We start from the raw sequence: 23,364 nt of genomic DNA on the forward strand, positions 1-23,364 counted from the left end.
TCGCTTTTTGAGACAGGCTCAATTAGACGTTGAGCAGAAGATAGAGCACTATCTGAGAGGGTGTCAATTAGCGTTTCAAAAAATAGTTTCCGAGACTTTCCCCTCCCTGATCCTGCAACCCTGCTCTGGCCTTGCATTCATTGAGGGCTTTAGAAAACGTGACAGGCAGTGATAATCTGAGGCCGTATCAATTAATTCCAGGGAACTGTCGGATGTCAGAGAAAACCAAAGCCGCTGCAACCCCGAAGGCCGCGCCCGTCAAAAAGGTGGGACGGCGGCCCAAGAGCGGCCAGGATGTCTCGCGGGAAGCCATGATCGAATGCGCCGTGAGGATCGCCCGCAGCGAATCCTTGAACGAAGTCAGCATGGTCAGGATCGGCAAGGAACTCGGGGTGGCCGCTGGCATGGTGCATTACCATTTGGGCAGCCGCGACGAACTGATCAGCGCCGTGATCAACGCCGCGTTCAAGGAGCGTCTGGAACGGCTGCCAGCACCGACCGGCGCGTGGCGTCACGATCTGGAACAGTTCGCCTTGTCGTCGCTGGACACGATGGGCCGCTGGCCGGGGCTGGCGACCTACATCCTGACGGAGAACAAATTCCGCCTGTTTCAGCGGGTCCAGCCCGGCGAGACTGATTACGGCCTGGCGTACTTCGATCACATGGGGCGGATTCTGATGAGCATGGGCGTTTCGGGGCCCATGGGCGCGATGATCTACCACCTGCTGCTGTTGTTCGTGTCGGTCATCGCCGCCGAAAAGGAAAACCGTCAGTCGCCCAAGACCCACGGGGACTTCATCAGTGGTTACCTTGCCCGCTTCGCCAACGACAGTTATCCGGGTGCGGCGTTTCTCGCAGCGCCGTTCGCCTCGCTCAACAGTCCTGCCACTTATGAAACCGGGGTGTCGATCCTGCTGGACGGTTTCGAGAAATGGATCGTGGTGCCAGAGGTTCCCGCCAAGGCGTGAATCGGGCGACCGCAGTTGACTTATCCCGGGATAAACCCTGGTTGTGCCCCTGATTTCACAGGATGCTTTCTCTTGAGCAGCTACCTCGAGCCGGACCTTTTGCGCACCTTTCTTCTGATTGCCGAAACCGGCGCGCTCAGCCGGGCCGCTGGCCGCGTGGGCCGCACCCAGGCGGCCGTCAGCATGCAGATGAAACGCCTCGAAGACATCGTGGGTCAGCCGCTGCTCACCCGCACCGGTCGAGGTGTGAACCTGAACGCCCATGGCGAACGGCTGCTGCCCCATGCCCGCAAGATTCTGCGCGCCCACGATGAGGCCATGGCGCAACTGCGTGACGACGCCCTCTCGGGGATCATCCGGCTGGGCTGCCCCGACGACTACGCCACGGTGTTTCTGCCTGCCCTGCTCCGGGATTTTGCGGCCTTGCATCCGCAGGTGCAGGTCGAGGTGTTCTGTGCGCCGACCCCACGGCTGATTGAACGCATCAATGCCCACTTGCTGGACATTGCGATCATCTCTGAAGCGCACACCGACAACGCCCCCTCTGCCATTCGCCTGGAACCTCTGGTGTGGGTGGGCGCCAAGGGCAGCGACGCGGCGCAGATGGAGACGCTGCAACTCGCCCTCTCAGACCCAGACACCCTCGACCATCAGGCCGCCGTCAACAGCCTCGAAGCTGTCGGCAGACCGTTTCGCCTGGCCTACGCCAGCCACAGTTTGACCGGGTTGTGTGCGGTCGTGCGGTCGGGTCAGGCCGTCGCCGTGCTGACTCAAACCGCCGTGCCCGCCGATCTGCACATCCTGCGCAGTGACAGCGGGCTGCCCGCGCTGCCGCAGATTTCCATCAGCCTGAAACTCGATCGCCAGAAAGTCTCCGGGCCGGTCGCCGCCATGGAAGCGCATATACGCGCGCAACTGCCGCAGTTGTAAACCGGCGTGGGTGCCTCAGCCCAAGACCTTCGCGTAAATCTGTTTATCAACGTTCGCCCCCGACAGAATCACCCCGACCCGCTTGCCTTCCATCGCCGCCCGCTCCTGCATCAAAGCCGCCAGCGCAGCCGCCCCTGCGCCCTCGGCCAGGTTGTGGGTGTCGGCGTAATACACGCGCATCGCCTCGGCAATCTCGGTTTCGCTGACAGAGACGATCCGCGCCGCACCGGTGGCGTAAATTCGGAACGCGTCGGGCACCGGTTTACGCACGGCGAGGCCGTCGGCGAAGGTGTTGGCCGATGCCGTTTCCCGCAATGCGCCCGCGTCGAAGGACTGCTTGGCCGCGTCGGCTTCGGTGGAAACCACGCCGACCACTTGAGTCTTCAGGCCCAGCGCATCGCGGGCGGCAATCACCCCGCAAATCCCAGAGCCGCAGCCGATCGGCACGTACACGGTGTCCAGGTCCGGCGCGGCCTTGAACAGTTCCAGCGCATAGGTGGCCACACCCTTGACCAGTTCCGGGTGGAACGCGGGCACCAGAAACAGCCCCTCGACCTGCGCGAGACGGATCGCTTCTTCGCGCGCCTCGTCGAAGTCCTGACCGTACTCGATGACCTCGCCGCCGAAGCCGGCCATGGCCTTGTTCTTTTCCACCGAGTTGCCTTTCGGCACGACGATGACTGACCGAATCCCCAACGCCTGCGCAGCCATCGCCACGCTTTGCCCGTGATTGCCTCGGGTGGCGGCGATGACGCCCGTGGTGTTCGGCCAGTTGCGCTTGAGCCAGGCCATGTAGGTGATGCCACCCCGCACCTTGAACGCACCGGTCGGCGTGTGGTTCTCGTGTTTGACCCACACCGTGCAACCCAGGCGCTGCGCCAGCAAAGGCCAGACGAACTGCGGCGTCGGGGGCATGACCTGGTACACCTGGCGGGCGGCATCTTCGATATCCTGCAGTGTCAATTCGGGCATGACGCTCTCCTGTTTTTTGCCGAGTCTAGGCGCTGGGTCCCGTTGAAGGCTTTCAAAAAAACCACCTGACCTTCGTTGAAACGCTCAGTAAGATGAGGCCCATGAGCACCCTTGATCAGCCTGCCTCTCTGCCCCTCAACGACCCGGTACGACGCGCCGTCGTCGGGCCGTGGCTGATCGAATTGCTGCCTGCCAGCGCGTACGAAGCCCGCTACGTCGCCACGCACTCATCCATCGGTTTCGCCTTCGACAGCCAGCGCGGTGTCCATGCCATCGGCAGCGACCGCGTGCGCCCGTTCGATGCCCTGCCCAATGGACTGGCCTTCGTGCCTGCCGGGTGTGACGTCTATTCGCAATCGTCCAAGGGGGGCGAATATCTTCGGGTGCTGCGCCCCGATGGTTGGGCGCTGAATGACGAACGCCCGTTCAATAACCGGATCGACCCTCAAGCCATTCGCCTCGCTCAACGCATGCGCAACGCGCTGTTGAAGCCTGCGTCGGACGATGACTGGGAGCTTTGGGCGATGACGCTGGCGAGTCGTGTCTGCGCCGAGGCAGAAAGCGCAGGATCAGGATCGATTACCCCTCGCCGCCTGCGTCTGCTCGACGAGTATCTCGACGCCGGTTTGAGTGAGCCCATCAGCGTGCAGGCAATGGCCGCGCTGCTCGACCTGTCCGAGGGCTATTTCATGCGTGCCTTCACCGAGGCGACGGGAACCAGCCCTCACCGCTACCTGATCGACCGCCGCATCGCTCGCGCCCGTTCGCTGTTGCGCGACCCGGCACAACGGCTGGCCGACATTGCGCACGCCTGCGGTTTCTCGTCTCAGGCGCACATGACCACGACTTTCACCCAACGGCTCGGCGTCAGCCCCGGGGTCTTTCGGCGCTGATACGCGCGCTTGGCAGGCCTGTTTGCGCGAACATATTGATATGCGTTTTTGATATTTAAATAACGCTGGTTATATCTATAAAGTCGCTTCCATCAAGGACGGCGCAGCGTGCTCCGGTCCCTCAAACGATGGAGCCTGTGATGCCTCAAAAACGCTCGACAATTCCTCGCAAAGGCCGCTTTGGCGCTGTGCTGACGCTGGCCGCCAGTGTGTTGGTCGCGACACTGGGCGCGCCGCAAGCCGCTCAGGCTGAAGGCCAATTGCGCATCGCCGAACAGTTCGGTGTGGTCTACCTGTTGCTCAACGTGGCACGGGATCAGCAGTTGATCGAGAAGCACGGCAAGGAAGCGGGCGTCGATATCAAGGTGGACTGGACGCAGCTGTCAGGCGGCTCGGCGGTGAATGACGCCCTGCTCTCTGGCGCCGTGGACATCGCCGGTGCAGGCGTGGGCCCATTGCTGACCATCTGGGACCGCACCCATGGCAAACAGAACGTCAAAGCCGTGGCCTCCTTGGGGAACTTCCCGTATTACCTGGTGAGCAATAACCCTAACGTCAAAACCATCGCTGACTTCAGCGAGAAAGACCGCATCGCCGTGCCCGCCGTCGGCGTGTCGGTGCAATCGCGCTACCTGCAATTTGCTTCGGCCAAATTGTGGGGCGATGCCGACTACAACCGCCTCGACAAATACACCGTCAACCTGCCGCACCCGGACGCCGCCGCTGCGCTCAAAACCGGTGGCACCGAGCTGAACGGCCACTTCTCCAACCCGCCGTTTCAGGAGCAGGAAGTGGAGAACAAGAACGTCCATGTGGTGCTGAATTCCTACGACGTGTTGGGCCCGAACTCGCCGACGGTGTTGTTCGCCACGGAAAAATTCCGTGAGGACAACCCCAAGACCTATCAGGCGTTCATTGACGCATTGGCGGATGCCGCGGACTACATCAAGCGCGACAAGGCGGGCGCGGCGGACACCTACATTCGCATCACCCACTCCAGCATCGACCGTGCGCAGTTGATCAAGATCATCGAAAACCCGCAATTCGAATTCACCATCAACCCGAAGAACACCTACCCGATGGCCGAATTCCTCTACCGCGTCGGCGCGATCAAGACCAAGCCAACCTCGTGGAAAGATTATTTCTTCCAGGATGCGAAGTTGCTGGAAGGGAGTTGATGAGCGACTAGAGCTGCCCCGCCTCATTCCGGTGCACGTTTGAACTATGCTGCTGTCCATCCGATGAGTGTTCTGCACATGAGGATTTGACATGTCAGCTGATTCGCGTCCAGCCGTACTCGAACTGATCGGCAATACCCCGTTGGTGCGCGTCAGTCGCATCGACACCGGTCTCTGCACCCTCTTCCTGAAGCTTGAATCGCAAAACCCCGGCGGCTCGATCAAGGACCGCGTTGGCCTGGCCATGATCGACGCCGCCGAGCGCGACGGCCGTTTGCGCCCCGGTGGCACCATCGTCGAAGCCACGGCGGGCAACACCGGTCTCGGCCTGGCCTTGGTCGGTCGGGCCAAGGGTTATCGCGTGGTGCTGGTGGTTCCGGACAAGATGTCCACCGAAAAGGTCTTGCACCTGAAGGCCATGGGCGCCGAGGTGCACATCACCCGTTCCGACGTCGGCAAGGGCCATCCCGAGTATTACCAGGACGTCGCCGCCCGGCTGGCCAGTGAAATCCCCGACGCCTTCTTCGCCGACCAGTTCAACAATCCCGCCAACCCCCTGGCCCACGAATGCAGCACCGCGCCGGAAATCTGGGCGCAAACGCAGCATGACCTGGACGCGATCGTCGTCGGGGTCGGCTCGGCAGGCACCCTCACCGGCCTGACCCGCTTCTTCAAGCGCGTGCAACCGGACCTGGAAATGGTCCTCGCTGACCCCGTCGGGTCGGTGGTCGCCGAATACAGCCGCACGCGGACGCTGCCCACCCCCGGTTCCTGGGCCGTAGAAGGCATCGGCGAAGATTTCATCCCCTCCTTCACCGACATCACCAGCGTGCGTCAGGCCTATTCCATCAGCGACGAAGACAGCTTCGAACACGCCCGGCAGTTACTGCGCGCCGAGGGCATTCTGGGGGGCTCGTCTACCGGCACGCTCCTGGCCGCTGCCTTGCGCTATTGCCGCGAACAGACCGTGCCGAAACGCGTGGTCAGCTTCGTCTGCGACACCGGCACCCGCTATTTATCCAAGGTCTACAATGACCAGTGGATGACCGATCAGGGCCTTATGCAACGCACCAAATACGGCGATTTGCGCGACTTGATCGCCCGTCGTTTCGAGGATGGCCGGGTGATCAGCGTCGGCCCGGACGACACTCTGCTGACAGCGTTCCAGCGCATGCGCCTGGCCGACGTGTCGCAACTGCCGGTGCTGGTGGACAACACACGGCTGGTGGGCGTGATCGATGAGTCCGACATCCTGCTGGACGTGCACAATGACACTTCCCACTTTCGCACCACTGTCGCCAGCGCCATGACCGATCAGTTGAACACCCTGCCGCCCGACGCTTCCCTCGCCCGGCTGCAAGAAGAACTGGACCGTGGCCATGTCGCCATCATCGCCGACGCTTCGGGCTTTCACGGCCTGATCACCCGCGTCGACCTGCTCAATCACTTGCGGAGATCCCTTGCATGAGTCAGCACGACGAACACGCCAAGCCCCATGGTTTTGCCACCCGCGTGATCCACGCCGGACAGTCACCCGACCCGTCCACCGGTGCGCTGATGCCGCCGATCTACGCCAACTCCACCTACTTGCAAGAAAGCCCCGGCGTGCACAAGGGGCTGGATTACGGGCGCTCGCACAACCCGACGCGCTTTGCACTGGAGCGTTGCGTGGCGGACCTCGAAGGCGGCACTCAGGCCTTCGCCTTTGCCTCGGGGCTGGCGGCCATTTCGTCGGTGCTGGAATTGCTCGACGCGGGCTCGCACATTCTGTCCGGGGATGATCTCTACGGCGGCACCTTCCGGTTGTTCGATAAGGTGCGCAAACGCAGCGCCGGACACCGTTTCAGCTTCGTCGACATGACCGACCTGTCGGCCTTCGAAGCCGGTTTGCAGGATGACACCAAAATGATCTGGGTCGAGACACCGAGCAACCCGCTGTTGCGCCTGAGCGATCTGGCGGCCATTGCACGCATCTGCCGGGATCGCGGGATCATTTGCGTGGCCGACAACACCTTCGCCAGCCCGTGGATTCAGCACCCGCTGGCCTTGGGTTTCGACATCGTGGTGCACTCGACCACCAAATATTTGAACGGCCATTCGGACGTCATCGGCGGCATTGCCGTGGTCGGCGACAACCCTGAGCTGGCTGAACGCTTGGGCTTCTTGCAGAACTCCGTGGGCGCCATCGCCGGGCCTTTCGACGCCTTCCTCACCCTGCGCGGCGTGAAAACCCTGGCCCTGCGCATGGAACGCCACAGCAGCAACGCGCTGGAACTGGCGCAATGGCTGGAACGCCAGCCCCAGGTGGCGCGGGTTTACTACCCCGGCTTGCCCACTCACCCGCAACACGCGCTGGCCTGTCGGCAGATGCGCGGCTTCGGCGGCATGATCTCGCTGGACCTAAACACCGACCTGGCCGGCACCCGACGGTTCCTGGAGAATGTCGAGCTGTTTGCGCTGGCGGAAAGCCTCGGCGGCGTCGAAAGCCTCATCGAACACCCGGCCATCATGACCCACGCCAGTATTCCTGCCGGAAACCGGGCGAAGCTGGGGATCGGCGATTCGCTGGTGCGCCTGTCGGTGGGCATTGAAGATATCGAAGACCTGCGGGCGGACCTGGCTCAAGCGCTGGGTACAATCTGATTTGTGGATTGTGTTCAGGCATGTGCGGAGGATTGTTGCCCGTTAAGTAATAGAGATTTGCCAAAATTCACATGGTCGAGGCTTCGATAGGTTGCTAACGTTCTATCCATCAAATCCGCCGATTTGATGGATGTCCTCCAGGCCGCCACACCGTCCGAGATAACGGGTTGGCGGCTTTTTTATGGACGCGATTCGGCGCTCGACGAGTCCGTCGACAGCGGCTGAATCATCAACACCCGCTTCAACCAGCTGTAAAGACTCATCCCTTCCTTCGATAACTCCCCGTCCGCCCGCCGACACAGGTAATACGCGCGCCCGTCGTCCAGCGCGTGGTCGAACAGTTTCACCAATTCACCCCGGTCCCGCAGCGGTGCCACCAATGGCTCGCGAAGCAGCGCACAGCCCAGTCCATTGAGGGCGGCGGTCATTGCCAACTGGCCGTCCTCGAAGAGCAAGCCCTGCAACGCGCCCGGATGGCGAACGTCTACACGCTGAAACCACTGCGCCCAGGTGCCGCGTTCTTCGTCGTGCAGCAGCGGCAGGTCAATTAATGCTTCGGGCGACTCGATAGGGCCGACGCGTTCCAGCAGCGACGGGCTGCACCACGCCGTCACGTCACCCGGTATCAGCGGCTCACTCTGATACCCCGGCCAATGCCCCGTCCCGAACCGGATGGAAATGTCGGCCGCATCGCTGGGGTAACTGCGGTGGTTGGCGTAGGTCACGTTGACGTCCACGGCCGGGTTGTCAGCCAGAAACTCGCCCAGGCGCGGGATGAACAGGTTGATCCCGAGCATGGGGATCAGGCTGATGGTCACTTGCCGTGTCGCGGACTGCTCGCGCACGTGCTCGGTGGCGCTGCGCAACACCGCGAACGCCGAGCGAATCGCCCGGTAATACTCCCGGCCGTCGTCGGTGAGGATCAGGTTGCGGCCTTGCCGCGAAGTGAGCGACTGGCCGAGAAAATCGTCCAGCAGGCGCAATTGATGGCTGATGGCCGACGGCGAGACATCCAGCTCACGGGCGGCGGCATTCACTCCACCGTGACGGGCGAAGGCTTCGAAGGTGCGCACGGCACGCAGTGGCGGGTCGTTTTCAAACTGTTCTGTAAAATTCATGTGTTGAGCTTAATACGGATATCAAATGCCGAAAAGCGGCAAACAACTTCGCCATATAGAAGGTTATAAGCCTATGCAGCCATAACAGTTGATAAATATAGAATGGTTAATTAGTGTTCTTTCCAACGAGGCCTACCTGCTTTTCATAAAAGGCCCTCTCACACCGTGAACCCGAGGAAAACCACATGAGCGCTGTCGAAGGTGAACTGGGCATTCTGGCCCGGCGGCGAATCGAGGCTGAGATCATCAAGCCGATCTACGAAATACTGGTGCGCGACTACGGCAAGCAGCACGCCCAGGCCGTGATTGGCGAAGCGGTTTCCCAAGCAGCGGTCAAGGCCGGGGCGTATTTCGCGTCCCGCGAGCCAAAAGGCCCAAGCCTCGAAGGTTTCGTGGCCCTGCAAGAGCTGTGGGAAAAGGACGACGCGCTGAAAGTCGACATCATCGCCAGCGACGCCACCCACTTCGACTACGACGTGCACCGCTGCCGCTACGCCGAGATGTACCACGATATGGGCCTCGGCGAGATCGGGCACCTGCTGTCCTGCAACCGCGACGAACTGTTCATCGTCGGCTACGACCCCAACGTCGAACTCACCCGCACTCAAACGCTGATGCAAGGCGCCAGTCACTGCAATTTCCGCTACAAGGTCAAGGATCAGGAGCCGCAATCATGAGCGCCGCCCCTCGCATCAACGGCGCACGTCTGTGGGATTCGCTGATGGAAATGGCGCAGATCGGCGGCACGCCCAAGGGCGGCGTTTCCCGGCTGGCACTGACCGAGGAGGATCGTATTGGCCGCGACCTGTTTGCCCGCTGGGCCACCGAAGCCGGGTGCACCGTGCGCGTCGATGCCATGGGCAATATGTTCGCCCGCCGCGTGGGGCGTGACGACAGCCTGGCCCCGGTCATCACCGGTTCTCACGGCGATTCACAACCGGCTGGCGGCAAGTTCGACGGCATCTATGGTGTGCTCGCGGGCCTGGAAGTCATCCGCACTCTGAACGATCACGACATTCAGACCGATCGGTCGATTGAAGTGGTGAACTGGACCAACGAGGAAGGCTCGCGGTTCGCCCCGGCGATGATTGCCTCGGGCGTCTACACCGGCGTGTTCGACCTGGCATACGGCCTGTCCCGCACCGACGCCAAGGGCATCACCCTTGGCGAAGCGTTGCAGACCATCGGTTACGCAGGTGACGAACCCATGGGCGGCCGCGAGATTCACGCCGCCTTTGAGCTGCACATCGAGCAAGGCCCGATTCTTGAAGCACAAGGCCTGACCATCGGCGTGGTGACGGGTGCTCAAGGCCAACGCTGGTACGAAATCGAACTCACCGGACGCAGCGCCCACGCGGGCACAACGCCCATGGATCATCGTCTGGACGCTCTGCTCGGTCTGGCGCGGGTGGTCGAAGCGGTCAATGCCATGGGGGTTGCCCAGGGCGATGAAGGTCGTGCGACGGTCGGCTGGGTCAACGTCTTTCCCAATTCTCGCAACGTGGTGCCGGGGCGCGTGGTGTTCAGCGTCGAGTTTCGTCACCCCAACGAAGCCGTGCTGGAGGTGCTCGACTGGCAGTTGCGTCAGGAAGTGCAGGCCATCGCCGACACCATCGGCCTGCAACTCAAGCTGGAGCAGATCTTTCAATATGCGCCGATTGCCTTCGACGCCGACTGCATCGACCGCGTAGAACAGGCCGCGTCCGAACTCGGCTACAGCCATCGCCGCATGATTTCCGGCGCTGGCCACGACGCCTGCTACCTGAGCAAAGTCGCCCCTACTTCCATGATCTTCGTGCCCTGCGTGAACGGTTTGAGCCACAACGAAGCCGAGCACATTCATCCTCATTGGTCGGAAGCCGGTGGGAATGTGTTGCTGCACGCGATGCTGGCCAAGGCGGGAGTTTGACCCTTCCCGCACCGCCTGTGCCTTCGGTATAGGCGGGATCGCAGCACGGTCAGGCTCTTGATTCTGGCCGGATTGCACCCCTTCTCCTCATCTCTTTTCTCAACCGTACTCATGCCCCGCGTTGACAGCCCCTCATTCGCAGGTTTACGTTAACGTAAAGGTGATACAGATCATTTTCGTCTGACAGCCCCTCCAAAAACAACAAGGGAACGCAGTCTCATGAACTACCCCACGCTCAATTTCGGCCTTGGCGAGACGATCGACATGCTCCGCGACCAGGTGCAGGCCTTCGTCGCCGCGGAACTGGCGCCTCGCGCGGCGCAGATCGATCAGGACAACCTGTTCCCCGCCGACATGTGGCGCAAGTTCGGTGACATGGGCCTCTTGGGCATCACCGTCGACGAGCAATACGGTGGCGCGGGCCTGGGCTATCTCGCTCATGTGGTGGCCATGGAAGAAATTAGTCGCGCGTCGGCCTCCGTCGCCCTCTCCTACGGCGCGCACTCCAATCTCTGCGTGAACCAGATCAACCGCAACGGCAACCCTGAGCAGAAAGCCCGCTACCTGCCAAGGCTGATCAGCGGCGAGCACATCGGCGCCCTGGCCATGAGCGAGCCCAATGCCGGTTCCGATGTGGTGTCGATGAAGCTGCGGGCCGATAAACGCGGCGACCGCTTCGTCCTCAACGGCAGCAAGACCTGGATCACCAACGGCCCCGACGCCCACACCTACGTGATCTACGCCAAGACCGACCTGGAAAAAGGCGCCCACGGCATCAGCGCTTTCCTCGTCGAGCGCGACTGGAAAGGGTTTTCCCGTGGCAGCAAATTCGACAAGCTCGGCATGCGCGGCTCCAACACCTGCGAGCTGTTTTTCGATGACGTCGAAGTCCCGGAAGAAAACCTGCTCGGCACGCTGAACGGTGGCGTACGTGTGTTGATGAGCGGCCTGGACTACGAACGTGTTGTGCTCTCCGGCGGCCCGACCGGGATCATGCAAGCCTGCCTGGACGTGGTGTTGCCTTACATTCATGACCGCAAACAGTTCGGCCAGAGCATCGGCGAATTCCAGCTGATTCAGGGCAAGGTCGCCGACATGTACACCCAACTCAACGCCAGCCGCGCCTACCTGTACGCCGTGGCGCAGGCGTGTGAACGTGGCGAAACCACGCGCAAGGACGCCGCCGGGGTCATCCTCTATACCGCCGAACGTGCCACGCAAATGGCGCTGGACACGATCCAGATTCTCGGCGGCAACGGCTACATCAACGAATTCCCCGCAGGCCGTCTGCTGCGCGACGCCAAGCTGTACGAAATCGGCGCTGGCACCAGTGAAATCCGTCGCATGTTGATTGGGCGCGAGCTGTTCAACGAGACGCGGTGAAGCAGCGGCGAGCGTTGAGCGGCAAGCGGCAAGTAAAGGCAGTGTGCGGTGACCGGGTATTAGGCGTCGTGTCAGCGGTTCTGGTGGGGGGATGAGTGATGTTTTTCAAAACACAGGTCAATCCGCGTTCGGCGGAGTTTTTGGCGAACAGCGAGGCGTTACGCAAGCAGGTGGATGATCTGCACACGCTGTTGGCGCAGGTGTATCAGGGCGGTGGGCCGAAAGCGCAGGAGCGGCACACGTCGCGGGGCAAGTTGCTACCGCGTGAGCGCATCAATCGGTTGCTGGACCTGGGGTCGCCGTTTCTGGAAATCAGCCAGTTGGCGGCCCACGACGTGTATGGCGAAGAGGTGCCCGCCGCAGGTGTGATCGCCGGAATCGGGCGGGTCGAGGGCGTCGAATGCATGATCATCGCCAACGACGCGACGGTCAAAGGCGGGTCGTATTACCCGCTGACCGTCAAAAAACACCTGCGCGCCCAGACCATCGCTCAGCAGAACCGCCTGCCGTGTATTTACCTGGTGGACTCCGGCGGCGCCAACCTGCCCCGTCAGGATGAGGTCTTTCCTGACCGCGAACACTTCGGCCGCATCTTCTTCAATCAAGCCAACATGAGCGCCGAAGGCATCCCGCAAATCGCCGTGGTCATGGGTTCATGCACGGCGGGCGGCGCGTATGTGCCAGCCATGGCGGATGAAGCGATCATGGTGCGCCAGCAGGCGACGATCTTCCTCGCAGGGCCGCCGCTGGTGAAAGCCGCGACGGGTGAAGTCGTGAGTGCTGAAGACTTGGGCGGTGCCGACGTGCATTGCAAGATTTCCGGCGTGGCCGACCACTACGCCGACAGCGACGAACACGCGCTGGCACTGGCCCGACGCAGCGTCGCCAACCTCAACTGGCGCAAATTGGGCGCACTGCAAACACGTCCTCCTGAAGCCCCGCGCTACCCCAGCGACGAACTGTACGGCGTGATTTCCGCTGACCCCAAACAGCCTTTTGACGTGCGCGAAGTCATTGCGCGGCTGGTCGACGGTTCGGTGTTCGATGAGTTCAAGGCGCTGTTCGGCACCACGCTGGTGTGCGGGTTCGCGCACCTCAATGGCTATCCCGTCGCGATCCTGGCCAACAACGGCATCCTGTTTGCCGAGGCGGCGCAGAAAGGCGCGCACTTCATCGAACTGGCCTGTCAACGGGGCATTCCGCTGCTGTTCTTGCAAAACATCACCGGTTTCATGGTCGGTCAGAAATACGAAGCGGGCGGTATCGCCAAGCACGGCGCCAAGTTGGTCACCGCCGTGGCCTGCGCCAAGGTGCCGAAATTCACGGTGATCATCGGTGGCAGTTTCGGCGCCGGTAACTACGGCATGTGTGGGCGGGCCTACGACCCGCGTTTCCTGTGGATGTGGCCCAACGCGCGCATCGGCGTGATGGGCGGCGAGCAGGCGGCGGGCGTGCTGGTGCAGGTCAAGCGCGAGCAGGCCGAACGCAGCGGCCAAGGCTTCAGCGCCGAGCAGGAAGCCGAGATCAAGCAGCCGATCCTCGACCAGTACGAACATCAGGGCCACCCCTATTACTCCAGCGCCCGCCTCTGGGACGATGGCGTGATCGACCCCGCGCAGACCCGCGACATTCTCGCCCTGGCCCTCAGCGCGGCGCTCAACGCCTCCATCGAACCGACCCGCTTCGGCGTGTTCCGGATGTGACCCGAGGAACGACCATGACCGATTTCGACACCGTCGAGCTGGAATACGACCCGCGAGGTTTCGCGACCCTCTGGCTCAACCGTCCTGACAAGAACAATGCGTTCAACGCGCAAATGATTCGCGAGCTGATCCTGGCGCTGGACAAGGTCCAGAGCGACAGTCGCCTGCGCTTTCTGCTGCTGCGCGGGCGCGGTCGGCACTTCAGCGCCGGGGCCGACCTGGCCTGGATGCAGGAATCCGCGAACCTGGATTATCAGACCAATTTGGGCGACGCCCGCGAACTGGGCGAGCTGATGTACGGCCTCGCCAAACTGAAATTGCCGACGCTGGCGGTGGTGCAAGGCGCGGCCTATGGCGGCGCGCTGGGCCTGATCAGTTGCTGCGACATGGCCATCGGCGCCGACGACGCGCAGTTCTGCCTGTCGGAAGTGAAGATCGGCCTGGCGCCAGCGGTGATCAGTCCCTTCGTGGTCAAGGCCATTGGCGAACGCCATGCCCGTCGTTATGCCCTGACCGCTGAACGTTTCGACGGCCAACGGGCGCGAGAGATCGGCCTGCTGGCCGAAGCGTACCCGGTCGCCGAGCTTGAGGCCCAGCTGCAACACTGGGTGTCGAACCTGCTGCTCAACAGCCCACAGGCCATGCGGGTCAGCAAAGACTTGCTGCGCGAAGTCGGCCACGGCGAATTGACCCCGTCCCTGCGCCGCTACTGCGAAAACGCCATCGCCCGCATCCGCGTCAGCCCCGAAGGCCAGGAAGGTCTACGCGCCTTTCTGCACAAGCGCGAGCCGAGCTGGCGCGACGAATCCAAGAACGGAGAGACACCATGAGCCGCCCGAACACCCACGCCCTGACGTCCGTGCTGGTGGCCAACCGGGGCGAAATCGCCTGCCGCGTGATGCGCACCGCCAAGGCCATAGGCCTGACGACCGTTGCGGTACACAGTGCCACTGACCGCGATGCCCGCCACGTGCGCGAGGCCGACATCGCTGTGGACCTGGGCGGCAGCAAGGCCGCTGACAGCTATTTGCAGATCGACAAACTGATCGCCGCCGCCAAGCGCAGCGGCGCCCAAGGCATTCACCCGGGCTATGGGTTTCTCTCGGAAAACGCAAAATTCGCTCGTGCTGTCGAGCAAGCGGGCCTGATTTTTCTTGGCCCGCCCGTCTCGGCCATCGACGCCATGGGCAGCAAATCCGCCGCAAAAACCTTGATGGAAACCGCCGGTGTGCCACTGGTGCCCGGTTACCACGGCGAAGCCCAGGACGCGCAAACCTTCCGTGACGCCGCCGCGCGCATCGGCTACCCAGTGCTGCTCAAGGCCACGGCAGGCGGCGGTGGCAAAGGCATGAAGGTGGTCGAGCGTGACGAAGACCTCGCCGACGCTCTCGCCTCGGCACAGCGTGAAGCGCAGTCGTCGTTTGGCGATTCGCGCATGCTGGTGGAGAAATACGTCCTCAAGCCCCGCCACGTAGAGATTCAGGTGTTCGCCGATCAATACGGCCATTGTCTGTACCTGAACGAGCGCGACTGTTCGATTCAACGCCGTCACCAGAAAGTCGTCGAAGAAGCCCCGGCGCCCGGCCTCAGCGCTGAGTTGCGTCGGGCCATGGGCGAAGCGGCGGTTCGAGCGGCGCAAGCCATCGGCTATGTGGGTGCGGGCACGGTGGAGTTTTTGCTGGATGCGCGGGGCGAGTTTTTCTTCATGGAGATGAACACGCGGCTGCAAGTCGAACACCCGGTGACCGAAGCCATCACTGGCCTGGACCTGGTGGCCTGGCAGATTCGCGTGGCCCAGGGCGAGCCGTTGCCGATCACACAGGCGCAGGTGCCGCTCAACGGCCACGCCATCGAAGTGCGCTTGTACGCTGAAGACCCGGCCAATGACTTCTTGCCCGCCACAGGCACCTTGCAGGTGTACCGGGAATCGGCGGCGGGGCCTGGACGCCGCGTGGACAGCGGCGTGACGGAGGGGGCTGAAGTCTCTCCGTTCTACGACCCGATGCTCGGCAAGCTGATCGCCTGGGGCGAAGACCGCGAACAGGCGCGGCTGCGACTGCTGGCCATGCTCGACGAATTCGCCATCGGCGGATTGCGCACCAACCTGGCGTTTCTGCGCCGGATCATCGCTCACCCAGCGTTTGCAGCGTGCGAACTGGACACCGGGTTCATTCCTCGTTATCAGGCCGAGTTGTTGCCGCCGGCCGAGGGCTTGTCCGATGAGTTCTGGGCTGTTGCCGCCGAGGCGTATCGTCACGGCACGTCGAATACCGTGCGGACCGATGATCCTCATTCGTCGTGGTCGAGCACGAACGGCTTGCGTTTGGGATTGCCGAATGAAGTCGAGCTGAAACTGAGCTGTGCAGGCGAAACCCGCACAGTGACCCTGAGCGCGCCTTCGACCGACGTGACGTTGCAAGGCGAACAACTGACCCTCAAACACAACGGGCTGCGTCGCCAGACCCTGGCGATCCGCCGAGGCGACACCCTGTACCTGCGCTGGCAGGGCGAGCTGCACGCGATCACAGCGTTCGACCCGATTGCCGCCGTTGACGCCAACCACACCCACCAAGGTGGCCTCAGTGCGCCCATGAACGGCAGCATCGTGCGGGTGTTGGTCGAGGTGGGTCAGCCCGTCGAAGCCGGAACGCCGCTGGTGGTGCTGGAAGCCATGAAGATGGAGCACAGCATTCGGGCGAATCAGGCGGGCACCGTCTCGGCACTGTATTGCGCAGAGGGCGAGATGGTCAGTGAAGGGACGGTGTTGGTGGAGCTGACGGAGATCTAACGACTCGCACAGAATCTGTGGATGCGCGCAGAACCTGTGGGAGACGCCGGAGGTTACGACGGCAGCGATGGCGGCGTGTCAGTCACTCGTCAATGGCTGACCCAACGCTTCGCTGCCGTCGTAACCTCCGGCGTCTCCCACAAGGGAATCAAGATCAGTTCAAAAGCGATGTTGAACCGAAATAAAAAGGGGGTAAGGATCAGTCGATCCTCACCCCGTTGATTTAAGCCGCCACCTCATACAACTTGGGCAGCTCAACCTCCCCATTCACCAACCCCTGACGCATGCGCACCGCTTGCAACGCCGCTGCGTTCATCGCGCTTTCCTTCACATGGCCGTACCCGCGAATCCGTTCAGGTAAACGCGCCAGGCTCAGTGCCATGTGGCGATTGCTGGCGTTCAAATGCGTCAGGATCAGCTCGATGTCACTCACGTAGCTGTCGATCAACGCGCGCTCCTGCCGACGCTCCAGACTCCGGCCAAACGGGTCGAACGCCGTCCCGCGCAGGAATTTGAAGTTTGCCAGCACATCGAAGGCCTTCAACATCCACGGGCCAAAACTGCGTTTGCGCGGGGTGCCGTTGTGCGGGTCGCGCTTGGCCAGCCACGACGGCGCCAGATGAAACTCCAGCCGGTAATCGCCTTCGAACTGCGCCTGCAACTGACGGGTGAACTCGCCGTTACTGTACAGACGCGCCACTTCGTACTCGTCCTTGTAGGCCAACAGCTTGAAGTAGTTGAACGCAACGGCCTCGGTCAACGCCGGTTGCTCGCCCGGAAACAGCCGCGCTTCGGCATCGCGCACGTTGTAGACCAGCGACAGATAACGCTCGGCATACGCCAGGTTCTGATACGCGGTGAGGGTTTTGGTGTTGTTGATCAGACGCTGCTCAAGGCTCAGCGTTTCGGGTTCAAACACGGTCACCGCTTCGGGATTGGCCGCCGCCTGCACCGCTTTCAAATCGAACGCCGCTCGACGCCCCCACAGAAACGCTTGCTGGTTCAGGTTGACCGCCACGCCGTTCAGCTCGATGGCCTTTTCAATCGCCGCTGAAGTCAACGGAATCAGGCCCTTCTGGAACGCATAACCCAGCATGAACAGGTTGCTGGCGATGCTGTCGCCCATCAATTTGGTCGCCAGGTCGGTGGCAGGCACGAAGTGGGTCTTGTCAGTGCCCACGGCCTCGCGAATGGTCTGCATCATCGCGTCCGCCGGGAATTCGGCATCGGGGTTGCGGGTGAACTCCGCAGTCGGCGTTTGCTGACTGTTCACCACTGCGTGTGATTTGGCGCTGTTGAGCTTGGCAATCGCATCAGGGCCGGACGACACCAGCAGATCGCACCCCAGCAGCAAATGCGCTTCACCGGCCGCAATGCGCACGGCGAACAGGTCTTCCTGCCGCGCCGCGATGCGAATGTGGCTGACGACCGGGCCGAATTTCTGCGCCAGACCGGCCTGATCGAGCACGCTGCATCCCTTCCCTTCGAGGTTCGCCGCGTAACCCAGCATCGCACCCACCGTCGTCACACCGGTTCCGCCCACGCCCGGCAGCAGGATGTTGAACGGTTGGTCGAGGCTCGGCAGCGTCGGCTCAGGCAGCTCCGCGAACGCTTGGGCCTGTTTCGGCAACTGAGGCTTGCGCAGCTTGCCGCCGTGGACGGTGACGAAGCTGGGGCAGAAGCCCTCGACGCAGCTGAAATCCTTGTTGCACGCGCTTTGATCGATCTCGCGTTTGCGCCCTTCGGCGGTTTCTTTCGGCAGAATCGACAGGCAGCCGGATTTCGCCCCGCAATCGCCGCAGCCTTCACAGACGGCCGGGTTGATGATCGCGCGCTTGTCCAGATCAAGCATCGTGCCGCGCTTGCGGCGACGGCGTTTCTCGGTGGCGCAGGTCTGGTCGTAGATGATCACCGACACACCTTTGAACTCGCGCAATTCGCGTTGAACACTGTCCAGGTCGCGACGATGGTGAAAGGTCGTGATCGGTGCGAACGCTTCGCGGCTCGGGTATTTATCCGGCTCATCCGACACCAGCGCAATGCGTTGCACGCCTTCGTTGAACACCTGACGACTGAGCTGATCGACCCGCAAGATACCGTCGATGGGCTGGCCGCCGGTCATGGCCACGGCGTCGTTGTAGAGAATCTTGTAAGTAATGTTGACCTTCGAAGCCACCGCCGCCCGCAGCGCCAGATGGCCGGAGTGAAAATAGGTGCCGTCGCCCAGATTCTGAAACACGTGCGGGGTCTCGGTGAACGGCGCCTGGCCAATCCAGGTCACGCCTTCGCCGCCCATTTGGGTGAAGGTCTCGGTTTCCCGGTCCATCCAGATGGTCATGTAATGGCAACCGATGCCCGCCAGCGCGCGGCTGCCGTCCGGGACTTTGGTCGAGGTATTGTGCGGACAACCGGAGCAGAAATGCGGGGTACGCTGCGTGTTGAACAGCGGCGCGGCGAGGGCTTTTTCTTTGTCTTGCAGGAATTGCAGGCGCGCTTCGATTGTCGGGCTGCTGTAGATCGGCGCCAGCCGTTTGGCGATAACCCGGGCAATCATCGCGGGCGTCAGTTCGGCCAGGTTGGGCAGCAAAGAGCGCCCTTCTTCGTCGAACTCGCCGACAACACGAGGGCGTTTATCGACGGGCCAGTTGTACAGTTGGCCGGTCAATTGGTCTTCGATGACGCTGCGCTTTTCCTCGACCACCAGGATTTCGTCGAGCCCTTCGGCAAAATCGTGCACTGACACCGGTTCCAGCGGCCAGCTCATGCCGACCTTCAACACGCGAATGCCCACCGACGCGCACAGCGCTTCGTCGATGCCCAGCTCTTCCAGCGCCTGACGCACATCGAGGTAGGACTTGCCGGTGGTGATGATGCCGAGACGCGGCTCGGGAGAATCGATGACCACTCTGTTCAGTTCGTTGGCCCGTGCAAAGGCTCGAGCGGCGTAAATCTTGTAGGTGTTGAGGCGCGCTTCCTGGGCCAGTGGCGTGTCAGGCCAGCGGATGTGCAAGCCGTCTTTCGGCAGCTGGAAATCTTCGGGGATGCGGGTTTCGATGCGCAGTGGATCGACTTCGACCACGGCGGAAGAGTCGACGTTTTCGGCAATGGTCTTCATCGCGACCCAGCAGCCGCTGTAGCGGGACAGTTCCCAGCCGATGATGCCGTAATCGAGGATTTCCTGAACGTTGCTCGGGTTGAGCACCGGGATCATCGAGGCAATGAACGCGTGTTCGCTCTGGTGGGCGATGGTCGAGGATTTGCAGCCGTGGTCGTCGCCCGCGAGGATCAGCACCCCGCCTTTTTCCGCGACGCCGGCCGAGTTGCCGTGCTTGAAGACGTCGCCGCAACGGTCAACGCCCGGCCCCTTGCCGTACCACAGGGCGAATACGCCGTCGTACTTGCCATGGGGAAACAGGTTGACTTGCTGGCTGCCCCAGACCGCCGTGGCGGCCAACTCTTCGTTGACGCCGGGCTGGAAATGGATGGCGTTTTCCTGGAGGTAGTCCTTGGCGTCCCACAGGCTCTTGTCGAGGTTGCCCAGTGGCGAGCCGCGATAACCGGAGATGAAACCAGCGGTGTTCAGGCCCCGGGCCTCGTCGCGCTGCTTTTGCAGCATCGGCAAGCGGGTCAGCGCTTGGGTTCCGGTCAGGTAAAGATGGCCGGTGGCGAGTCGGTATTTATCGTCCAGACGAATATCAGCCAAAGACATTCAGGCACTCCTTTATTGTTATTAGTGCGTTTTGAATGTGGCGAATGGCGGCGTCTCGGGCTTTGTGGGCCGTGGTGCTGCCATTCGGTCGTCGGGACGGTTCAGCCCGACGCTCACAGCCCAAATACTGCCTGTGCGGCGCGGGCTTTTTCTTTCTCTTTTGGCCGGTTTCTGCTGATATTCTGCATGCCGGTTTCATTTTTATAATAAAAAAGGGTCAATTCATGCAGGTCAAACTGAGCCCCATCGATCGCAAAATTCTCCGCCTGTTGCAGCACGACGCCGACCTGTCTGCCGCTGAAATTGCTGAACGGGTCGAGCTGTCGCAATCGCCCTGCTGGCGGCGGATCAATCGTCTAGAGGAGGAAGGGGTGATCGAGCGCAAGGTCGCATTGCTCAACCCGGCGAAGCTCGGGCTGACCATGACCGTGTTCGTCGACGTGAAACTGTCAGGCCACGGCCGGCGTTACCTGACCGAATTCGAGGCCGCGGTCATCGGTTTTCCCGAAGTCCTGGAGTGCTACACGATGGCGGGCGACATGGATTTCATGCTCAAGGTCGTGGTGCAGGACATCGCCAGTTATGAACGATTTCTGCGCGATCACTTGCTGCAAAGCCCCCATGTTCAGGAGGCGCATTCGAATATCGCGATGAGTGTGGTGAAGCGGACGACGGAACTGCCCATCGACTAGCCGCGACAAGTAGCAGCAACGAGTGGCGAGCTTCAAGCTGCAAGAGCAGTTAGCGGTGAGTTTGAAGCGGGTGGCGTGCCGCTCGGAATGGGGTGGCGTTTTTTTTGCGGGAACGAAAAAAAACATTTGACGTGCAAATGATAATGATTATTATTGAGCGCAACCCGTCGCGAGACGGGTTGGTAACCCGGAAGCCTTAGGTCGGCTTCCGGATTATCTCCTCATCAGGCTAATCACGGTTTTTGACCCGGCTTTTTGCCGGGTCTTTTTTTGTGCCCTTTGAGGGTCTGATTTCGTGCTGCGGTTCGGTCGGGTGTTGCATCTTCAGGCTAATGAAGAGGGTGACTGCTTGATGGCGCGCATCATAGCAAAAGAAAAATGAGCGCTGAACCGGCAATGCGGTCAAAAACGACATATTTAGTAAATAAGTCGAGGATAAACGACCTTTTTACTTGAGAATGAATCTCATACCCACTAGCATCGACGAGCATCACGGACGATGCCCCCACGCCTCTGCTCAGCACGATGCTCTTCAGGATGATCAACGGATGACCGCGAGTGATACGCCATGACCCATCAGCTCAGCTCGATGTTTTCCTTGCCCCCTCGCCAACCCGACGTGCCTGCCAGCGCCGAGACCGACACCTGTCGGCGGCGGATTCAAAAACTCCCGCGCAAGACGCAGCAGGTCTTTCTGCTCAGCCGTCTCGATCAGTTGCCCTACACCTCCATTGCTCAGTTGCTTGAACTGGACGTCGACTCAGTCGAGCGCAAGATCGTCCGCGTTCTCGTCCATTGCAGTCACAGCGCCGACGAAACCGCAGAGAAGGCGCTTCGCTGGTATGCCCACTTGCAGAGCCCCCTCGCCACCGCCAGCCAGCGCATCGAGTTCCGCCACTGGCTCGACGCCGACCGACGCCATTTGAACGCATTTCAGGACGCCGAACGCCTCTGGCGTAGCCTGGAAGCACCCGCTGCGCTGATGGGCGCCAGCGGCTGGCACCGCCGCAAACGCCGGGTTTACATCGGCTGGCTGATGTTGACGGCCTTTCTGTGCAGCCTGTTGGTCACCGCTGAAGCCTTCACCTGAGTCCCATCAGCAACCGTTTCTGTCGCCGGTCCTCGACCTGATGCGTGTAAAGTAGCGGTCATAACAGCCCAGCAGCGCCCTCTTCTTTTGACGGACTCGGCCTGCGATGGCGCTGAGTTGGCACTTACGTACTCAGGACTCTTCCGTGATTCAGACCGCCCTCTCCGTTACCTGCGATTTCGACAGCGGCAACATCGTCGTACTCGATGCAAGCAGCCCTCAGAATGTCCAACTGGCCATTCGCCCCGACACCCGCAGCCCGCATTTTCAGTGGTTCCACTTCAAGGTCGATGGCATGCAAGTGGGCGAACCTCACGCGTTCAGCCTGACCAACGCCAGCGAATCCAGCTACAACCGCGCGTGGACCGGCTACAACGCCGCCGCCTCCTACGACCAGAAGACCTGGTTCCGTATCCCCAGTCAGTTCGACGGCAAAGCGCTGAATTTTGAGCTGTCACCTGAACAGCCGCAAATCTGGTTCGCCTATTTCGAGCCGTACAGCCGTGAACGCCATGACGGGCTGATCGATCAGGCGCTGAACAAAGCCGGCACTGAGCTGCTGGCCACGGGCAAAAGCGTCGAAGGTCGCGACATTCCTCTGCTGCGCAAAGGCGACGGCGCACCCGGCAAACGCAAGATCTGGATCATCGCCCAGCAACACCCCGGCGAGCACATGGCCGAATGGTTCATGGAAGGCATCATCGAACGGCTGCAAGAGAACGATCCTGAATTGGAGGCCCTGCTCGCCTCGGCCGATCTGTACCTGATCCCGCACATGAACCCGGACGGCTCGTTCCATGGTCATTTGCGCACCAACGCCCAAGGCAAAGACTTGAACCGTGCGTGGCAGGATTCAACAGCGGAACTCAGCCCGGAAGTGTATTTCGCCAGAGAACAGATGGAAAAATACGGCGTGGACATGTTCCTCGACGTCCACGGTGACGAGGAAATTCCGTACGTCTTCACAGCCGCCTGCGAGGGCAATCCGGGGTACACCGAGCAGCAGAAAGCACTGGAAGCGGACTTTCGCGCTCGCTTGAGTGGCCTGACCAAAGACTTCCAGACCCGCTACGGCTATCCGAAAGGTCAACCTGGCAAGGCCAACATGAACCTGGCGTGCAACAGCGTCGGCGAACGCTACAAATGCCTGTCGCTGACCCTTGAAATGCCGTTCAAGGACAACGACGACGCACCGGACATCGTCACCGGCTGGTCGGGCAAACGCTCGATGCAACTGGCCCGGGATGTGCTGACCGTACTGGGGCAAATGGTGTCTGTGCTTCGCTGACAGCGAACGCCTTTCCCTGTGACAGCCTGAGGTATCGGCGGTGGCGATCTCGCGTATCGCGCCGCCGACACTGATTGGCCAGACGAGCCTGCACCTCACG

Annotated in this window: 18 protein-coding genes; 15 read left to right on the forward strand and 3 right to left on the reverse strand. The window is 61.5% G+C overall.

What is annotated here, in order from left to right; translation table 11 throughout:
* Nucleotides 1-212 precede the first annotated feature (212 nt).
* Both AAEO81_RS17010 and AAEO81_RS17015 read left to right on the forward strand, forming a co-directional pair.
* Nucleotides 213-968 (forward strand): TetR/AcrR family transcriptional regulator C-terminal domain-containing protein, encoded by a 756-nt coding sequence (locus AAEO81_RS17010; protein WP_341958042.1) that lies wholly within the window; start codon nt 213-215, stop codon nt 966-968.
* 72 nt (nt 969-1,040) lie between these two features.
* A complete protein-coding gene (locus AAEO81_RS17015; protein ID WP_341958043.1) occupies nt 1,041-1,898 on the forward strand; it encodes a LysR family transcriptional regulator in 858 nt (285 codons plus the stop codon).
* Nucleotides 1,899-1,913: 15 nt separating this feature from the next.
* Here AAEO81_RS17015 and AAEO81_RS17020 read toward each other — a convergent pair whose 3' ends face one another.
* The gene (locus AAEO81_RS17020; RefSeq protein ID WP_341958045.1) at nt 1,914-2,870 is read right to left on the reverse strand and encodes a threonine dehydratase; all 957 of its coding nucleotides are present in this window, start codon (nt 2,868-2,870) and stop codon (nt 1,914-1,916) included.
* Between the two features lie 92 nt (nt 2,871-2,962).
* Here AAEO81_RS17020 and AAEO81_RS17025 point away from each other — a divergent pair, with 92 nt between their 5' ends.
* The 4 genes from AAEO81_RS17025 (at nt 2,963) to AAEO81_RS17040 (ending at nt 7,584) form a co-directional block, all read left to right on the forward strand.
* A complete protein-coding gene (locus AAEO81_RS17025; RefSeq protein ID WP_341958047.1) occupies nt 2,963-3,763 on the forward strand; it encodes an AraC family transcriptional regulator in 801 nt (266 codons plus the stop codon).
* A 140-nt stretch (nt 3,764-3,903) separates the two neighbouring features.
* A complete protein-coding gene (locus AAEO81_RS17030; protein ID WP_341958048.1) occupies nt 3,904-4,941 on the forward strand; it encodes an ABC transporter substrate-binding protein in 1,038 nt (345 codons plus the stop codon).
* Nucleotides 4,942-5,032: 91 nt separating this feature from the next.
* Nucleotides 5,033-6,409 (forward strand): cystathionine beta-synthase, encoded by a 1,377-nt coding sequence (locus AAEO81_RS17035; protein ID WP_166594577.1) that lies wholly within the window; start codon nt 5,033-5,035, stop codon nt 6,407-6,409.
* The gene (locus AAEO81_RS17040) at nt 6,406-7,584 is read left to right on the forward strand and encodes a cystathionine gamma-synthase (protein WP_341958049.1); all 1,179 of its coding nucleotides are present in this window, start codon (nt 6,406-6,408) and stop codon (nt 7,582-7,584) included. The genes AAEO81_RS17035 and AAEO81_RS17040 overlap by 4 nt, the downstream gene beginning before the upstream one ends.
* A 179-nt stretch (nt 7,585-7,763) precedes the next feature.
* On the opposite strand, the gene AAEO81_RS17045 is transcribed toward AAEO81_RS17040, so the two are convergent.
* Nucleotides 7,764-8,702 carry a LysR substrate-binding domain-containing protein gene (locus AAEO81_RS17045; protein WP_341958050.1) on the reverse strand — a complete coding sequence of 313 codons (939 nt, stop codon included), beginning with the start codon at nt 8,700-8,702 and terminating at the stop codon, nt 7,764-7,766.
* 185 nt (nt 8,703-8,887) lie between these two features.
* On the opposite strand from AAEO81_RS17045, the gene AAEO81_RS17050 reads away from it, so the two are divergent.
* The 6 genes from AAEO81_RS17050 to AAEO81_RS17075 all read left to right on the forward strand — a co-directional run bounded on the left by AAEO81_RS17050 (nt 8,888) and on the right by AAEO81_RS17075 (nt 16,485).
* Complete coding sequence (locus AAEO81_RS17050; protein ID WP_341958051.1) at nt 8,888-9,379, forward strand: L-2-amino-thiazoline-4-carboxylic acid hydrolase; 492 nt, start codon at nt 8,888-8,890, stop codon at nt 9,377-9,379.
* A complete protein-coding gene (locus tag AAEO81_RS17055) occupies nt 9,376-10,611 on the forward strand; it encodes a Zn-dependent hydrolase (RefSeq protein WP_341958053.1) in 1,236 nt (411 codons plus the stop codon). Before AAEO81_RS17050 ends, AAEO81_RS17055 begins: the two co-directional genes overlap by 4 nt.
* Nucleotides 10,612-10,830: 219 nt before the next feature.
* Nucleotides 10,831-11,994 carry an isovaleryl-CoA dehydrogenase gene (locus AAEO81_RS17060; RefSeq protein ID WP_341958055.1) on the forward strand — a complete coding sequence of 388 codons (1,164 nt, stop codon included), beginning with the start codon at nt 10,831-10,833 and terminating at the stop codon, nt 11,992-11,994.
* A 98-nt stretch (nt 11,995-12,092) separates the two neighbouring features.
* Entirely contained in the window at nt 12,093-13,697 is a 1,605-nt protein-coding gene (locus AAEO81_RS17065; RefSeq protein ID WP_341958057.1) for a carboxyl transferase domain-containing protein, read from the forward strand.
* A gap of 14 nt (nt 13,698-13,711) precedes the next feature.
* Nucleotides 13,712-14,527 carry a gamma-carboxygeranoyl-CoA hydratase gene (locus tag AAEO81_RS17070; protein WP_341958058.1) on the forward strand — a complete coding sequence of 272 codons (816 nt, stop codon included), beginning with the start codon at nt 13,712-13,714 and terminating at the stop codon, nt 14,525-14,527.
* Nucleotides 14,524-16,485, forward strand: coding sequence for an acetyl/propionyl/methylcrotonyl-CoA carboxylase subunit alpha (locus tag AAEO81_RS17075; RefSeq protein WP_341958060.1), 1,962 nt, complete (start codon nt 14,524-14,526; stop codon nt 16,483-16,485). Before AAEO81_RS17070 ends, AAEO81_RS17075 begins: the two co-directional genes overlap by 4 nt.
* A 223-nt stretch (nt 16,486-16,708) precedes the next feature.
* On the opposite strand, the gene AAEO81_RS17080 is transcribed toward AAEO81_RS17075, so the two are convergent.
* A complete protein-coding gene (locus AAEO81_RS17080) occupies nt 16,709-20,194 on the reverse strand; it encodes an indolepyruvate ferredoxin oxidoreductase family protein (protein WP_341958062.1) in 3,486 nt (1,161 codons plus the stop codon).
* Nucleotides 20,195-20,418: 224 nt separating this feature from the next.
* Between AAEO81_RS17080 and AAEO81_RS17085 the strand changes: the two genes are divergently transcribed.
* The 3 genes from AAEO81_RS17085 (at nt 20,419) to AAEO81_RS17095 (ending at nt 23,264) form a co-directional block, all read left to right on the forward strand.
* The gene (locus tag AAEO81_RS17085) at nt 20,419-20,886 is read left to right on the forward strand and encodes an Lrp/AsnC family transcriptional regulator (protein WP_166594587.1); all 468 of its coding nucleotides are present in this window, start codon (nt 20,419-20,421) and stop codon (nt 20,884-20,886) included.
* 568 nt (nt 20,887-21,454) lie between these two features.
* On the forward strand, nt 21,455-21,976 hold the full coding sequence (locus AAEO81_RS17090) for a sigma factor-like helix-turn-helix DNA-binding protein (RefSeq protein ID WP_341958064.1): 522 nt from the start codon (nt 21,455-21,457) through the stop codon (nt 21,974-21,976).
* Between the two features lie 106 nt (nt 21,977-22,082).
* Nucleotides 22,083-23,264 (forward strand): M14-type cytosolic carboxypeptidase, encoded by a 1,182-nt coding sequence (locus tag AAEO81_RS17095; RefSeq protein ID WP_341958066.1) that lies wholly within the window; start codon nt 22,083-22,085, stop codon nt 23,262-23,264.
* Nucleotides 23,265-23,364: the final 100 nt, after the last annotated feature.

The organism is Pseudomonas sp. RC10 (assembly GCF_038397775.1).
Classification (GTDB): domain Bacteria; phylum Pseudomonadota; class Gammaproteobacteria; order Pseudomonadales; family Pseudomonadaceae; genus Aquipseudomonas; species Aquipseudomonas bambusae.

Coding starts and splice junctions, on each gene's coding strand:
- AAEO81_RS17010 (WP_341958042.1), top strand. CDS start 213: ATGTCAGAGAAAACCAAAGCCGCTGCAACCCCGAAGGCCGCGCCCGTC.
- AAEO81_RS17020 (WP_341958045.1), bottom strand. CDS start 2,870: ATGCCCGAATTGACACTGCAGGATATCGAAGATGCCGCCCGCCAGGTG.
- AAEO81_RS17025 (WP_341958047.1), top strand. CDS start 2,963: ATGAGGCCCATGAGCACCCTTGATCAGCCTGCCTCTCTGCCCCTCAAC.
- AAEO81_RS17030 (WP_341958048.1), top strand. CDS start 3,904: ATGCCTCAAAAACGCTCGACAATTCCTCGCAAAGGCCGCTTTGGCGCT.
- AAEO81_RS17035 (WP_166594577.1), top strand. CDS start 5,033: ATGTCAGCTGATTCGCGTCCAGCCGTACTCGAACTGATCGGCAATACC.
- AAEO81_RS17040 (WP_341958049.1), top strand. CDS start 6,406: ATGAGTCAGCACGACGAACACGCCAAGCCCCATGGTTTTGCCACCCGC.
- AAEO81_RS17045 (WP_341958050.1), bottom strand. CDS start 8,702: ATGAATTTTACAGAACAGTTTGAAAACGACCCGCCACTGCGTGCCGTG.
- AAEO81_RS17050 (WP_341958051.1), top strand. CDS start 8,888: ATGAGCGCTGTCGAAGGTGAACTGGGCATTCTGGCCCGGCGGCGAATC.
- AAEO81_RS17055 (WP_341958053.1), top strand. CDS start 9,376: ATGAGCGCCGCCCCTCGCATCAACGGCGCACGTCTGTGGGATTCGCTG.
- AAEO81_RS17060 (WP_341958055.1), top strand. CDS start 10,831: ATGAACTACCCCACGCTCAATTTCGGCCTTGGCGAGACGATCGACATG.
- AAEO81_RS17065 (WP_341958057.1), top strand. CDS start 12,093: ATGTTTTTCAAAACACAGGTCAATCCGCGTTCGGCGGAGTTTTTGGCG.
- AAEO81_RS17070 (WP_341958058.1), top strand. CDS start 13,712: ATGACCGATTTCGACACCGTCGAGCTGGAATACGACCCGCGAGGTTTC.
- AAEO81_RS17075 (WP_341958060.1), top strand. CDS start 14,524: ATGAGCCGCCCGAACACCCACGCCCTGACGTCCGTGCTGGTGGCCAAC.
- AAEO81_RS17080 (WP_341958062.1), bottom strand. CDS start 20,194: ATGTCTTTGGCTGATATTCGTCTGGACGATAAATACCGACTCGCCACC.
- AAEO81_RS17085 (WP_166594587.1), top strand. CDS start 20,419: ATGCAGGTCAAACTGAGCCCCATCGATCGCAAAATTCTCCGCCTGTTG.
- AAEO81_RS17090 (WP_341958064.1), top strand. CDS start 21,455: ATGACCCATCAGCTCAGCTCGATGTTTTCCTTGCCCCCTCGCCAACCC.
- AAEO81_RS17095 (WP_341958066.1), top strand. CDS start 22,083: ATGGCGCTGAGTTGGCACTTACGTACTCAGGACTCTTCCGTGATTCAG.